The 13,446-nt window shown below is 72.6% G+C and carries 14 protein-coding genes; 6 read left to right on the top strand and 8 right to left on the bottom strand.

All coding sequences use genetic code 11. From position 1 onward, the window contains the following. Nucleotides 1-39: 39 nt before the first annotated feature. Both ABTZ58_RS13155 and ABTZ58_RS13150 read right to left on the bottom strand, forming a co-directional pair. On the bottom strand, nt 40-498 hold the full coding sequence (locus tag ABTZ58_RS13155) for a MarR family winged helix-turn-helix transcriptional regulator (RefSeq protein WP_351354601.1): 459 nt from the start codon (nt 496-498) through the stop codon (nt 40-42). Continuing rightward, nucleotides 495-1,112, bottom strand: coding sequence for a type 1 glutamine amidotransferase family protein (locus ABTZ58_RS13150; protein WP_351354598.1), 618 nt, complete (start codon nt 1,110-1,112; stop codon nt 495-497). The genes ABTZ58_RS13155 and ABTZ58_RS13150 overlap by 4 nt, the downstream gene beginning before the upstream one ends. A 161-nt stretch (nt 1,113-1,273) precedes the next feature. On the opposite strand from ABTZ58_RS13150, the gene ABTZ58_RS13145 reads away from it, so the two are divergent. From ABTZ58_RS13145 to ABTZ58_RS13135, 3 genes are all read left to right on the top strand, one after another. Next, nucleotides 1,274-2,629 carry an aspartate aminotransferase family protein gene (locus ABTZ58_RS13145; protein ID WP_351354595.1) on the top strand — a complete coding sequence of 452 codons (1,356 nt, stop codon included), beginning with the start codon at nt 1,274-1,276 and terminating at the stop codon, nt 2,627-2,629. 118 nt (nt 2,630-2,747) lie between these two features. Further along, entirely contained in the window at nt 2,748-3,449 is a 702-nt protein-coding gene (locus ABTZ58_RS13140) for a GntR family transcriptional regulator (protein WP_351354592.1), read from the top strand. Between the two features lie 138 nt (nt 3,450-3,587). Next, complete coding sequence (locus ABTZ58_RS13135; RefSeq protein ID WP_309097989.1) at nt 3,588-4,238, top strand: putative DNA-mimic protein; 651 nt, start codon at nt 3,588-3,590, stop codon at nt 4,236-4,238. 9 nt (nt 4,239-4,247) lie between these two features. Here ABTZ58_RS13135 and ABTZ58_RS13130 read toward each other — a convergent pair whose 3' ends face one another. Together ABTZ58_RS13130 and ABTZ58_RS13125 are read right to left on the bottom strand one after the other, a co-directional pair. Continuing rightward, nucleotides 4,248-4,541: an alkaline phosphatase family protein gene (locus tag ABTZ58_RS13130; RefSeq protein ID WP_309097990.1), complete on the bottom strand. Its 294-nt coding sequence runs from the start codon at nt 4,539-4,541 to the stop codon at nt 4,248-4,250. A gap of 132 nt (nt 4,542-4,673) precedes the next feature. After that, nucleotides 4,674-5,957: an adenylosuccinate synthase gene (locus ABTZ58_RS13125; protein WP_351354589.1), complete on the bottom strand. Its 1,284-nt coding sequence runs from the start codon at nt 5,955-5,957 to the stop codon at nt 4,674-4,676. Nucleotides 5,958-6,143: 186 nt separating this feature from the next. Here ABTZ58_RS13125 and ABTZ58_RS13120 point away from each other — a divergent pair, with 186 nt between their 5' ends. Further along, nucleotides 6,144-7,010: a diacylglycerol kinase gene (locus tag ABTZ58_RS13120; protein WP_351354586.1), complete on the top strand. Its 867-nt coding sequence runs from the start codon at nt 6,144-6,146 to the stop codon at nt 7,008-7,010. A 39-nt stretch (nt 7,011-7,049) separates the two neighbouring features. Here ABTZ58_RS13120 and ABTZ58_RS13115 read toward each other — a convergent pair whose 3' ends face one another. Beyond that, a complete protein-coding gene (locus ABTZ58_RS13115; protein WP_351354583.1) occupies nt 7,050-7,547 on the bottom strand; it encodes a GbsR/MarR family transcriptional regulator in 498 nt (165 codons plus the stop codon). Nucleotides 7,548-7,621: 74 nt separating this feature from the next. On the opposite strand from ABTZ58_RS13115, the gene ABTZ58_RS13110 reads away from it, so the two are divergent. Further along, nucleotides 7,622-8,518: an ABC transporter ATP-binding protein gene (locus ABTZ58_RS13110; RefSeq protein ID WP_351354580.1), complete on the top strand. Its 897-nt coding sequence runs from the start codon at nt 7,622-7,624 to the stop codon at nt 8,516-8,518. Beyond that, on the top strand, nt 8,515-10,113 hold the full coding sequence (locus tag ABTZ58_RS13105) for an ABC transporter permease (protein ID WP_351354577.1): 1,599 nt from the start codon (nt 8,515-8,517) through the stop codon (nt 10,111-10,113). The genes ABTZ58_RS13110 and ABTZ58_RS13105 overlap by 4 nt, the downstream gene beginning before the upstream one ends. Before the next feature lie 57 nt (nt 10,114-10,170). Here ABTZ58_RS13105 and ABTZ58_RS13100 read toward each other — a convergent pair whose 3' ends face one another. Genes ABTZ58_RS13100 through ABTZ58_RS13090 form a run of 3 tightly spaced genes read right to left on the bottom strand, consistent with a single transcriptional unit; the run spans nt 10,171 to nt 13,444 of the window. After that, nucleotides 10,171-11,391, bottom strand: coding sequence for a cytochrome P450 (locus ABTZ58_RS13100; protein ID WP_351354574.1), 1,221 nt, complete (start codon nt 11,389-11,391; stop codon nt 10,171-10,173). 53 nt (nt 11,392-11,444) lie between these two features. Further along, nucleotides 11,445-12,110, bottom strand: coding sequence for a response regulator (locus tag ABTZ58_RS13095; protein WP_351354571.1), 666 nt, complete (start codon nt 12,108-12,110; stop codon nt 11,445-11,447). Then, nucleotides 12,107-13,444 carry a sensor histidine kinase gene (locus ABTZ58_RS13090; RefSeq protein WP_351354568.1) on the bottom strand — a complete coding sequence of 446 codons (1,338 nt, stop codon included), beginning with the start codon at nt 13,442-13,444 and terminating at the stop codon, nt 12,107-12,109. The genes ABTZ58_RS13095 and ABTZ58_RS13090 overlap by 4 nt, the downstream gene beginning before the upstream one ends. Between the last annotated feature and the right edge of the window lie 2 nt (nt 13,445-13,446).

Below are 13,446 nucleotides of genomic sequence, written 5' to 3'. Positions count from 1 at the left end.
GAATAGTGCGGGGCGGGGGCCGGGCGACCTGGGAGACGTCTACGGTTCCGTAACAGGCGGCCCCGCCCCGTCGAGCACCTGCGACAGCCGCTCCAGCATCCGCACCGCCTCCGCCAGTTCCGCCTCCCCGAACGCCTCGGCCAGCCGGTCGGCGAAGGCCGCGTGCCCGGGGTCGATGCGGGCGACGGCCGCGCGGCCCTCCCCGGTCGGGGCGAGGAGCTTGGCCCGGCGGTGCGCCGGGTTCGGCCGGTACTCCGCGAGCCCCCGCTCCACCAGCAGGTCGGCGACGCGCTGCACGCTCTGCCGGGTGATGCCCATGGCGCGGGCGATGCCCGAGACGGGCAGCGGCTCGCCCAGGACCGCGCCGAGCACCTGCCACCAGGCGGCGGTGAGCCCGGCCGGCCGGGCCAGTTCCTCCGCGACGGCGAGGAACTGGCCGTTGAGCCGGAACACCCCGAGGGCGCTGCGGCTGAGCAGCTCCTGACGCTCCCGGCTCACAGCGCCCCGGCCTTCTCCAGCACCGCGTACGCCGTCGCGTCGGAGTCGTGGAAGAGCCGGTACCAGGCGTCCAGCACCTCACCCTCGTACACCCCGAGCAGCCGCAGGACCTCCCGGGCGAAGGCGACGGGCTCGGTCGGGCCGGCGGTGACCAGGCCCCGGTCGGTGACGGCGTCGGCCTCGACGTAGCGCTCGCCGCCCGCGTAGCCGGTCGCGGCCAGGTAGAAGGAGACCGCGCTGGTGTGAGTCCGGTCGTCGAGCAGGCCTTCCCGGGCCAGTCCGGCGGTGGCCCCGCAGATCGCGGCGACCGGGACGCCCGCCGCCAGGAAGGCGCGGGCCGTGCGGGCGAAGGGGGCCAGGTCGCCTGATGTGTCCCAGAGGTCGGCGCCCGGGAGGATCAGCAGGGAGCTGTCCTCGGGCCGTACGTCCTCCAGGGCCAGGCCGGGCTGGATGCGCAGGCCGCCGATGCTGGTGACCGGGGCGGTGGACGGGCCGACCGTGCGGATCTCGTGGCCGGCGCGGGCGAGGTGGGCCGTGGTGTGGCCGGTCTCCCAGTCGGCGAAGGTGTCGTAGACGGCGAGATGGACGGGCTTGCGGCCTGCGGTGGCGTTCATGGTTCCTCCTCGGAGCCTGTGCCATATGACAGTATGTTGACATCTCGACAGCACCCTGTCAATTGATCGGGGCCCGCATGGACAACGTGTCGCGGAATGCGGCGCACGCCAGACAGGCCGCCGATACCACCGCCCGCTCCTGCGCGCCTACGCTCGCCCGCATGACCCCTCAGCCGAACCCCGAAGCCGGCGCCGCCGTGAAGGCCGCCGACCGTGCCCACGTGTTCCACTCCTGGTCCGCCCAGGAGCTCATCGACCCGCTCGCCGTCGCCGGTGCCGAGGGGTCGTACTTCTGGGACTACGACGGCAAGCGCTACCTCGACTTCTCCAGCGGGCTCGTCTACACGAACATCGGCTACCAGCACCCGAGGGTCGTCGCCGCGATCCAGGAGCAGGCGGGACGGCTGGCGACCTTCGCGCCCGCCTTCGCCGTCGAGGCGCGGTCGGAGGCGGCCCGGCTGATCGCCGAGCGGACCCCGGGCGACCTGGACAAGATCTTCTTCACCAACGGCGGCGCCGACGCCGTCGAGCACGCGATCCGGATGGCCCGGCTGCACACCGGCCGGCCGAAGGTGCTCTCGGCGTACCGCTCCTACCACGGCGGCACCCAGCAGGCCGTGAACGTCACCGGCGACCCGCGCCGCTGGGCCTCCGACAGCGGCACGGCCGGGGTCGTGCACTTCTGGGCTCCCTACCTCTACCGCTCCCGCTTCTACGCCGAGACCGAGGAGCAGGAGTGCGCCCGGGCGCTGGAGCACCTGGAGACGACGATCGCCTTCGAGGGTCCCTCGACGATCGCGGCGATCATCCTGGAGACCATCCCGGGCACGGCCGGGATCATGGTCCCGCCGCCCGGCTATCTGGCCGGGGTGCGCGAGCTGTGCGACCAGCACGGGATCGTCTTCGTCCTGGACGAGGTCATGGCCGGGTTCGGGCGGACCGGTGAGTGGTTCGCCGCGGACCTGTTCGGCGTCACACCCGACCTGCTGACCTTCGCCAAGGGCGTGAACAGCGGCTATGTGCCGCTGGGCGGGGTGGCGATCTCCGGCGCGATCGCGGAGACGTTCGGGAAGCGGCCCTACCCGGGCGGTCTGACGTACTCGGGTCACCCGCTGGCGTGCGCCGCCGCCGTCGCGACGATCGGTGTCATGGCGGAGGAGGGCGTGGTCGAGAACGCGGCCCGCCTGGGGGCGTCCGTCGTCGAACCGGAGCTGCGGGCGCTCGCCGAGCGGCACCCGAGCGTCGGCGAGGTGCGCGGCGTGGGCATGTTCTGGGCGCTGGAGCTGGTGCGCGACCGCGAGACGCGCGAGCCGCTGGTGCCGTACAACGCGGCCGGGGAGGCGAACGCGCCGATGGCCGCCTTCGCCGCCGCCGCGAAGGCGGGCGGGCTGTGGCCGTTCGTGAACATGAACCGGACGCACGTGGTGCCGCCCTGCACCGTCACCGAGGCGGAACTGAAGGAAGGCCTGGCCGTGCTCGACTCGGCACTGTCGGTGGCCGACGAGTACACGGCGTAAGCAGCTGTAAACCCGTCAGTAACCGACATTCTCGGGTCTCGTTCGAACGCGTAAGGTGGCGTGCTCGTAGACATATACGCGCACGCCACCCGAACGCGACGAGGGAGACGCCCTGACCATGCCCGGCAGCACCGGCACCGGCGCCGTGATGCGCAGCACCCTGCGCCAGCAGATCGCCGACGCCCTTCGTGACGAGGTGCTGGCCGGGCGGCTCCAGCCGGGGCAGGAGTTCACGGTCAAGGAGATCGCCGAGCAGTACGGCGTCTCCGCGACGCCGGTGCGGGAGGCGCTGGTCGACCTCTCCGCCCAGGGGCTGCTGGAGGCGGACCAGCACCGCGGCTTCCGGGTCCACGAGTACTCGGTCGAGGACTTCCGCGGCATGATCGAGGCCCGCGACCTGGTCATCGAGGGGATGTTCCACGCCCTGCTCACCGGGCAGCGCGCCGCCATACGGACCGACGATCCCCGTGTGGCGGCGACCCTCGCCGGGGTCCGGCGGCGCGGCGAGGAGGCCCAGCGGGCCGCCGCGGCCGGGGACCTGACCGTGCTCATCGGCTACGACCTGCGCTTCTGGCGCGAGCTCGCCGCGGTCTTCGGCAACCCCTACCTCGCCGACTTCCTGCACCGGCTGCGCGTGCGGACCTGGGTGTGCGCGGTGCAGTACCTGCGCCGGCTCGGCGACCTGCGGGGCGAGCTATGGGCGGGCCACACCGAACTGGTCGACGCCCTGGGTGCCCGCGACACCGACACCGCCCGGGCGATCATCGCCGGCTACGACACCCACTCGCTCGCCCTGATCGAGCGTCTTGCCTCCGGTTGAGCCGCGTCGCATCCGTTCGTGTGGGTATGGGACATGCACGGCAGGAGCCGCGACCGCGCCGCACCGCTACTCTTCCCTGACCACCGTGCTACCCGACCACCGTGCTACCCGACCACCGCGCTGAGCGAGGAGCCTTCTTTGGCCTGTGATCTGTGGCTGGTACCGCTCGTCGACGTGTTGTGCCACACGCCGGACAACCCCTTCGCCGAGGAACTCGCGCAATACAACAAGGTGCTCGCCGAGGCCGGGCTGCCGCCGGTGCCGGTGTACCAGTACATGCCGGGGCTGTCGGGCGACGTCGCCCCGGTCGCGGGCTTCGACTACGACGCGCTGCACTTCCTGCGCCGCGCCTACCTGCTCCAGGTGTGCGGGCTGCCGGTGACGCCGGTGGACGAACTGGGCGGCGACTACGAGCAGTTGCTGGAGATGTTCGAGTCGACGGCCCAGCAGTCCCACCTGGTCTGGCACTACGACCACGCGGGCGCGTACGTCCCCGTCGACTTCCCCAGCCCGCTCGCCGACGACGAGCTGCTCGCCGGCGGCGGCCCGCTGGGCTCCTCGCACGCCCTGCTGCGGGAACTGGAGGTGGTCGCCCCCGTGATCGGCATCGACCCGGCCAACCCGCCGGCGGCCCCCCAGCCGCCGCTCGCCCCGACGGAGCTGGAGGAACCCGCCGTTCCGGCCCCGTACGATCCGAGCCCCTTCGCCCGGGAACGGCACGTCTGGCTCGGCCTGCACGCCGCCGTGACCCGCAGCCTGGCCCAGGGCTCGATGATCGTCTTCAGCTGAGCCGGTGGTTCAGCGGCCCAGCTGGGCCAGGCCCTTCTGCACGTCCTCGACGTTCATCACCGGCGTGTAGGTGATCTCCGCGCCCAGGTGGAGGAAGAAGGGCTCGCTGAGCACCGGCATCTGCGAGCTGTCCTGCATGTCGAAGACCAGGTAGGCGGTCCGCTTGCCCTGGTCGGAGGTGAAGTAGGCCGCTTCCGGCTTGATCTGCTCCAGCGACTCCTGGAGCAGCTTGCCCATGGTGCCGTTGCGGATGGCCTCGTTGGCCCTCTCCGTGTCCATGCGGGCCTTGAGCAGTACGCGCATCGCACTCACCTTCTTCTGCGTCGACACGCGGGGTGTGGTTCTCAGCCTATGCCCGTTCCCGGCAACTCTCCCGGCGAGACGGCGCCGGCCGCCCCCCGGGGACGGGGAGCGGCCGGCGGACGTGAGGACGCGTCAGATGAAGGAGTTGATCTCGATCGTCTCGTCGCGGCCCGGGCCGACGCCGATCGCGGAGATCGGGGCGCCGGACATCTCCTCCAGCGCCTTGACGTACGCCTGGGCGTTCTTCGGCAGGTCGGCGAAGGTCTTCGCCTTGGAGATGTCCTCGTTCCAGCCCGGGAGCATCTCGTAGACCGGCTTGGCGTGGTGGAAGTCGGTCTGGGAGTAGGGCAGCTCCTCGACGCGCCTGCCGTCGATCTCGTACGCGACGCAGACCGGGATCTGCTCCCAGCCGGTGAGCACGTCGAGCTTGGTGAGGAAGAAGTCGGTCAGACCGTTCACGCGGGTCGCGTAGCGGGCGATGACCGCGTCGAACCAGCCGCAGCGGCGGTCCCGGCCGGTGGTGACACCGCGCTCGCCGCCGATGCGCCGCAGCGCCTCGCCGTCCTCGTCGAACAGCTCCGTCGGGAACGGGCCGGCCCCGACCCGGGTCGTGTACGCCTTGAGGATGCCGATGACCCGGCTGATCTTCGTCGGGCCCACGCCCGCGCCCGTGCAGGCGCCGCCCGCGGTCGGGTTGGACGAGGTGACGAAGGGGTACGTGCCGTGGTCGATGTCGAGCAGCGTGCCCTGGCCGCCCTCGAACAGGACGACCTTGTCCTCCTCCAGCGCCTGGTTGAGGACCAGGACGGTGTCGGCGACGTACGGGGCGAGCTTGTCGGCGTAGCCCAGCAGCTCCTCGACCACCTGGTCCACGGCGATCGCGCGCCGGTTGTACAGCTTGGTGAGGATCTGGTTCTTGACGTCGAGGGCCGCCTCGACCTTCTGGGTGAGGATCGACTCGTCGTAGAGGTCCTGCACGCGGATGCCGACGCGGTTGATCTTGTCGGCGTAGGTCGGGCCGATGCCGCGCCCGGTGGTGCCGATCTTCCGCTTGCCGAGGAAGCGCTCGGTCACCTTGTCCACCGTCACGTTGTACGGCGTGATGATGTGCGCGTTTCCGCTGATGAGGAGCTTGGACGTGTCGACGCCACGCTCGTTCAGCCCGCTCAGCTCGGAGAGCAGGACCGACGGGTCGACGACGACGCCGTTACCGATGACCGGCGTGCAGCCGGGGGACAGGATTCCGGAAGGGAGCAGGTGCAGGGCGTACTTCTGGTCGCCCACGACCACCGTGTGGCCTGCGTTGTTACCACCCTGGTAACGCACCACGTAGTCGACGGATCCGCCTAGCAGGTCCGTCGCCTTTCCCTTGCCTTCGTCACCCCACTGAGCACCGAGCAGCACAAGTGCGGGCACGCGCGTACACCCCTTCCGGGCGGGGCATGTCCATGGTCGAGGGCGAACGCGGAGCGTCTGCAGCCGCGTGCACCGCGACCGCCGTTGGCCGCCAACCGTCGGACCGGATGCCCCGGAATAGACGAAGCCCCTGGCGCAATAGCGCAAGGGGCTCTTGCACAAAGATGCTACCCGAGGAAGCGAGGCATGGCCGAGGTGGCGACTTCCGCGAGGTCCGAGCAGCTGCTGGTGGTGGTCGACCCGGTCGCCCGTCGGTGGGACGGCGAGTCCGTACGGATCGCGAAAGACGTGCTCGGAGCGGGTGCGGCGATGAAGCTGTGCCTGCCGGACGGCCCCGAGGAGTTCGCGCGGGCGCTGCGCCGCCGGGGCTCGCGGCGCCCGGTGGTGGTGGGCGACGACCGGGCCCTGGTCCGCACGGTGGCGCTGCTGCACCGGCATCGGGAGCTGGCCGGATGCGCACTGTCGGTGGTGCCCGTCGGCGGCGCGCTGTCCCTGGCCCGGTCGCTGGGGGTGCCGACGGGGACGGTGGCGGCGGCCCGGGCCGTGCTGGACGGGGTGGAGCGCCGGATGGACCTGCTGGTGGACGACAGCGACGGGGTGGTGCTCGGCGCGCTGCGCATACCGCCGGTGACGGCCGCGCCGCAGGAGGCGGAGTCCGAGGCCGCCGAGGCGGGCCGCCCCTGGCTGCGCACCTGCCAGTCCCTGGTGCGCACGCTGGTGCCGGCCGCCCGCCCGTCCCGGCCCGCCGCCGCGCCCGAGCCCGGACCGTCCCGGCTGCGGGTCGAGGTGGACGGCCGGACCCTCGTCGACCTGAACCAGCCGGTGGAGGCGGTGTCGGTGTCACCGGGCGCCGCCGGGACCGCGTCGGTGGAGGTCAGACCCGTGTCGGTGGGAGCGGAGGCCTCGCCGCTGCTCGCGCGGGGCCGGACGGTGACCGTGTCGGGGGCGCACTTCCGCTACCGGGCGGACGCGATGGTCTCGGGGCCGGTGCGGACCCGCACGTGGGTGGTGAGGGAGGGGGCGTGGGGGCTGACCTTGCCGGCGGGGGCCTGAGGGCCCGTGAGGCCGGGTCCTGCCAGCTCCTGCCGGGTCTCAGCCCCGTCCGAACGTCTTCTCCCGGTGGGCGCGCCAGCGCTCCATCATCTCGACGATCTCCACCTCGACGAACTCGAAGAACGCCAGCGTCTCCGCCATCCGGCGGCCGGCCGGGGTGTCCGCGCCGAGGCTGCTGACGCCCTCGCGCAGGGCGCCCTCCCAGCGCTTGATGACGGCTTCCCGGTTGGTCAGGGCCTCGTACCACTGGTCGCCGTGCACCCGGTAGCGCTCCCGGCGGGAACCCGGCTCCCGTTCGCGCGAGACCATGTGCTGCTGGGCCAGGTAGCGCACCGCCCCGGACACCGCCGCGGGGCTGATGCGCAGCTGCTCCCCCAGTTCCGCGGCGGTCATCACGCCCTCGTCGGAGGCGAGGAGCGCGGCGAAGACCCGGGCGGGCATCCGCGCCATCCCGGCTTCGACGAGCTGCGCCGCGAAGGACTCGACGAACCTCGACACGGCCTTGGCGTCCCGGCCGCCTCCGGCTGATTCCGTCATGCGGCTCATCCTATCCGGGATTCATACGCTTCTTTAACTTCACAAGTTTCTGAAGGGACCGTAGTTTCTGAAGCATGACGAAGGCCATCACCGTCTCCGGACTGCACAAGTCCTTCGGACGGACGCACGCGCTCGACGGGCTCGACCTGGAGGTCGCCTCCGGCGAGGTCCACGGCTTCCTCGGCCCCAACGGCGCCGGGAAGTCCACCACCATCCGCGTCCTGCTCGGCCTGCTGCGCGCCGACTCCGGTGCGGCACGGGTGCTGGGCCGCGACCCGTGGGCGGACGCGGTGGAGGTGCACCGCCGCATCGCCTACGTCCCCGGTGACGTGACGCTGTGGCGCAACCTCTCCGGCGGCGAGGTCATCGACCTCTACGGCCGGCTGCGCGGGGGCCTGGATCCCCGCCGCCGGGCGGAGCTGACCGAGCGGTTCGAGCTCGACCCCACCAAGAAGGGCCGCACCTACTCCAAGGGCAACCGGCAGAAGGTCGCCCTGGTCGCCGCGTTCGCCTCGGACGTGGATCTGCTGATCCTGGACGAGCCGACCTCGGGCCTCGACCCGCTGATGGAGGAGGTGTTCCGGCGGTGCGTCACCGAGGAGCGCGAGCGGGGCCGCACCGTCCTGCTCTCCTCCCACATCCTCAGCGAGGTGGAGGAGCTGTGCGACCGGGTGAGCATCGTCCGCAAGGGCCGTACGGTCGAGAGCGGGTCCCTGGCCGACCTGCGCCATCTGACCCGCACCAGCGTCGCCGCCGAGCTCGCCGGCCCGCCGGACGGGCTGGCCGGCCTGCCCGGCGTGCACGACCTCGACGTGCGGGGGCGCCACGTCCGGCTCCAGGTGGACACCGACCGGCTGGACGGCGTCCTGCGGTCGCTGACCGCGTCGGGAGTGCGGTCGCTGACGTCGACGCCGCCCACCCTGGAGGAGCTGTTCCTGCGCCACTACCAGGACGAGGCGGCCGCCCGATGACGGCCCTGGCGGTACGGTCCGGCGGCACCGGCCCCCTGGCCGGGACGGGCACGCTGCTGCGGTTCGCGCTGCGCCGCGACCGGCTGCTGATCCCCGTGTGGATCGCGGTGAACGCGGTCATGGTCCTCTCCATGCCGGGCACCCTGGAGGGCCTCTACGGCACCCCGGCCGAACGCGCCGGCCTGATCCGCCAGATGGAGACCAACTCCTCGCTGCGCGCGATGGTCGGCCCGGTCTTCGGCGACTCCCTGGGCGCCCTGACGGCCTGGCGGACCGGCGTCTACGCCGGCGCCCTCGCCGCCGTCCTGAGCCTGCTCGTCGTCGTACGGCACACCCGGGACGAGGAGGAGAGCGGCCGGCAGGAGCTGGTGGCGTCCGGGATGGTGGGCCGCCGGGCCGCCCTGACCGCCGCGCTGCTGGCGGCGGCGGTCGCGAACGGGACCCTGGCGCTGCTGCTGACGGCCGGTCTGGCCGGACAGGGCGTGGCCGGCGCGCTGGCTCTGGGCGCCGGCATCGCGGGCGTCGGCATGGTCTTCGCCACGACGGCGGCGATCGTCGCGCAGCTGACCGAGAGCGCGCGGCTGGCCCGGGGCCTGACGGCCGCGGTGCTGGGCGCCGCGTTCGTGCTGCGCGCGGCGGGCGACTCGGCGACCGACGACGGCTCCTCGGTGCTCACCTGGCTGTCGCCGCTGGGCTGGCTGGAGAACCTGCGCCCCTACGCCGGCGAACGCTGGTGGGTGCTGGCCCTGCCGGCCGCGGCCGTGCTGCTCCAGGGGACGGTGGCGTACGTCCTGGCCGGCCGTCGCGACCTCGGCATGAGCTTCCTGCCGACCCGGCCCGGCCCGGCCACGGGGCGGCTGGGCAGCGCTGGCGCGCTGGCCTGGCGGCTGCAGCGGGGCGCCGTGCTCGGCTGGGGCATCGGTTTCCTCCTCGCCGGCGTCGTCTACGGCGGCATGACCGAGGGCGCGGCCGACCTGGTCGGCGACAACGCCGGCGCCCGCCGCGTCTTCGAGCGAATGGGCGGCCACTCCGGGCTGACGGACGCGTTCCTCGCCTCGATGGTCGGCATGCTCGGGCTGGTCGCGGCCCTGTACATCGTCGCCGCCGTCCTCCGCCTGCACGGCGAGGAGACCTCGGCCCGGGCGGAGCCGGTGCTGGCGAACGCCGTGAGCCGCCTGCGCTGGGCCGCCGGGCACCTGGTCATCGCCTTCGGCGGAGCCGCCCTGATCATGCTCCTGGCCGGCCTGGGCTTCGCCGTCGGCTACGGGAAGCAGGTCGGGGCGATCCTGGTGGCGTGCCTGGCGCAGCTCCCGGCGGTGTGGGTGATCGGCGGGGTGGCGGTCCTGCTGCACGGCGTGCTGCCCCGGGCGGCGATGGCGGCCTGGGGCATCGCCGGAGCGGTGCTGCTGATCGGCTGGGTGGGTCCCGCGCTGGACGTGCCGCAGGCGGTGCTGGACGTCTCGCCGTTCGGTCACCTGCCGAAGCTGCCGGGCGGGGAGCTGCGGTGGGGTCCCCTGGTGGTGCTGACGGCGCTGGCGGTGGCCCTGGTGGCCGCGGGACTGACCGGGCTGCGCAGAAGGGATCTGTCGACGTGAGGGGCGGGCCGGCCGACCGCCGCTCAGCGCGTCGGCCCGCTCAGCACGTCGCCCCGCTCAGCCCACCTCCACGCTGAGTCCTTCCAGGCCCCTGATCACGAAGTTCGGTTTTCTCTCCGGCTCGGCGGCGAGCCGCAGGGTCGGGGCCTTCTCCAGCAGCGCCTCCATCGACGCGGCCAGCTCGATCCGGGCCAGGGGCGCGCCGATGCAGTAGTGGATGCCGGCGCTGAAGGAGATGTGCGGGTTGTCGGCGCGGGTCAGGTCGAGGCGGCCCGGGTCGGCGAAGACCTCCGGGTCGTGGTTGGCCGAGCCGAAGAGCATGGCGATCTCCGCGCCGCGCGGGATCGTCGTGCCGGCGATCTCGATCTCGTCCAGCACCCAGCGTTCGAACAACTGCAGCGGCGTGTCGTAGCGCATCAGCTCCTCGATCGCGGAGGGGACGAGCGAGTGGTCGGCGCGCAGCAGCTCCAGCTGCGCCGGGTTGCGGAAGAGGGCGTACCAGCCGTTGACCGTGGCGTTCACCGTCGCCTCGTGACCGGCGTTGAGGAGGAGGACGCAGGTGGAGATCATCTCCTGCTCGGTGAGCCGGTCGCCCTCGTCGTGGGCCGCGATCAGTCCCGAGACGAGGTCCTCGCCCGGCTCCTTGCGACGGGCCGCGATCAGCCCGCGCAGGTAGTCGGAGAACTCGGCCGACGCCCGGACCGCCCGCGCCGCCGTCTCCTGGGACGGAGCCAGCTCGTACATCCCGCAGATGTCCGCCGACCAGGGGCGCAGCGGAGCCCGGTCGGACTCGGGGATGCCGAGCATCTCGGCGATCACCGCGACCGGGAGGGGCTCGGCGACGTCCTTCAGCAGGTCCCCGCCGCCCTTCTCGACCAGGGCGGCGGCGAGCTCGTCGGCCAGTCCCCGCACGTACGGCTTCAGCCGCTCCACCGTGCGCGGGGTGAACGCCTTCGACACCAGGCGGCGGATCCGTGTGTGGTCCGGCGGCTCCAGGTCGAGCATCCCGTGGTCGTTGAGCGTGTGGAACGGCTCGTGCTCCGGCGGGGGCGGGGTGCGGCCGAACTCCTCGTGCGTGAAGCGGTGCTGGTACGTCCGGCCCAGGCGCCGGTCGCGCAGCAGCGCCGAGACGTCCGCGTGGTGCGGGACCAGCCACTGGTCCGTGGGCTCGAACCGGTGCACACGGCCCCGGGCACGCAGCTCGGCGTAGACGGCGTACGGGTCGGCGAGGAACGCCGGGTCCCACGGGTCGAACCCGAGGTCGGAAACAGCTGCCATGGACGGACGCTAGCCCGGCACACCCCCCGGTGACCAGGGGCGGCGCCGTCCCGTCAGCCCGGTGTCACCAGACGGGCCTCGTAGGCGAACACCGCCGCCTGCGTGCGGTCCCTGAGGCCCAGCTTCACCAGGATCCGGCTGACGTGCGTCTTGATCGTCGACTCGGCCACCACCAGCCGCTCCGCGATCTCCGAGTTCGACAGCCCCTGCGCGATCAGGACGAGCACCTCCGTCTCCCGCTCGGTGAGATCGCCGTAGGCCGCCTGCGCGGAGGGCAGCAGGCGCGGCTTCTCGGAGAGCTTGGAGAACTCGGTGATCAGGCGCCTGGTCACCGAGGGCGCCAGCAACGCCTCCCCGGACGCCACCACCCGCACCCCGTCCGCGAGCTGGCGGGCCGAGGCGTCTTTGAGGAGGAAGCCGGAGGCGCCCGCGCGCAGCGCCTGGTACACGTACTCGTCCAGGTCGAACGTCGTGAGCACCAGCACCTTCGCCGCGCCGTCGGCGGCGACGATCTCGCGGGTCGCCTCGATGCCGTTCAGCTCGGGCATGCGGATGTCCATGAGCACGACGTCCGGGGCGAGCTCGCGGACCTTGGCGACAGCCTCCCGGCCGTTCACCGCCTCGCCGACGACCTCGATGTCCGGCATCGCGTTCAGCAGGACCGAGAAGCCCTCGCGCACCATCATCTGGTCGTCCGCGATCAGTACGCGGATGGTCATGCGGCACCCTCGTCCGGCAGGGCGACCGGCAGGAACACCGTCACCTCGTAGCCTCCGTCGTCCGTGCCGCCCGCCGTCATCCCGCCGTTCAGCATCGCCACGCGCTCCCGCATGCCGGTGATGCCGTGGCCGGCGCCGGGGGAGCGTTTGATCAGGCCCGGGTTCGGCGGCGGGCCGTTGACTATGCGCAGGCCCAGGCCGCCGAGCACGTACCCGATCTCCACCCGGGCGGTCGCGCCCGGGGCGTGCCGCAGGGTGTTGCTCAGCGCCTCCTGCACGATCCGGTACGCCGACAGCTCCACGCCCTGCGGCAGCTCCCGCACCGCCCCGGTCACGACCTTCTCCACGCTCAGCCCGGCATCGCGCACATTGGCCAGCAGGCCCTCCAGGTCGGCGAGGGTGGGCTGCGGTGCGTCCGGGGCCTCGTAGTCCTCGGCGCGGACGACGCCCAGGACGCGGCGCAGCTCGGTCAGCGCCGCAACCGCGTTCTCCCGGATCGTGGCGAACGCCTTCTCCAGCTCCGGCGGCGGGTTCTCCACCCGGTAGGGCGCGGCCTCCGCCTGGATGGCGACCACCGACATGTGGTGCGCGACCACGTCGTGCAGCTCGCGGGCGATCGTCGTGCGCTCCTCCAGCAGCGTCCGCCGGGACCGCTCGTGCGCGGTGACCGTCTGCTGGGCGGTGACCTCCTGCACGGCGTCGCGCCGGACGTGCCAGACGGTGACCGCGAGCAGGACGAACGCGGAGACGACCAGCATGGGGCCGGTGTTGGTGCCGTAGCGGCCCGCCGAGCCGAAGAGCGTCTCGGCGAGGATGCCGTAGAGCGCGGTCAGCACCCACATCCACGCGGCCGTGCGCGGCCTGGTGCGGATCGCCACGATGGTCAGCACCGTCAGGTGGCAGGCGAAGCTGCCGGGCAGCCACGGCCAGTCGCCCCACGGGTCGCCGAACGGAAGGGCGAGCGGGGTGGCCGCCAGGGAGAGCCAGAACGCCCCGATCGGCCGGACCATGGTCAGCAGGACGGGGACCGCGGCGAGCAGCCCGAGCGCCAGGGCCACTCCCCGGTCGACCGTGGCGATGGCCAGGGTGAGCAGCGCCGTAGTGCAGATCACCGCGTGCGGTGTCCAGGCCGCGTACTCCCGCAGGCGCCCGGGCAGCCGCCTGGTCACGGGGCCGTCGACGCGCATGCGCGGCAGCAGGCGGTAGGCGAACGCGTCGTGTATCAGGTCCTGCCGCAGTCCGCGCAGGGCGTCCGCGGCCAGCCGGAACTCCGGGCTGCGCGGCTTGGCCCCGCCCCCCGGCGGTGTGGTCTGCAGGTGAGTCGTCTCGGTCACGT

Origin of the sequence: Streptomyces sp. NPDC094143 (genome assembly GCF_040303825.1) — a bacterium.
Classification (GTDB): Bacteria; Actinomycetota; Actinomycetes; order Streptomycetales; family Streptomycetaceae; genus Streptomyces.
The sequence above is the reverse complement of the archived record's forward strand: the minus strand, read 5'-3'. Positions and strand labels throughout refer to the sequence as shown.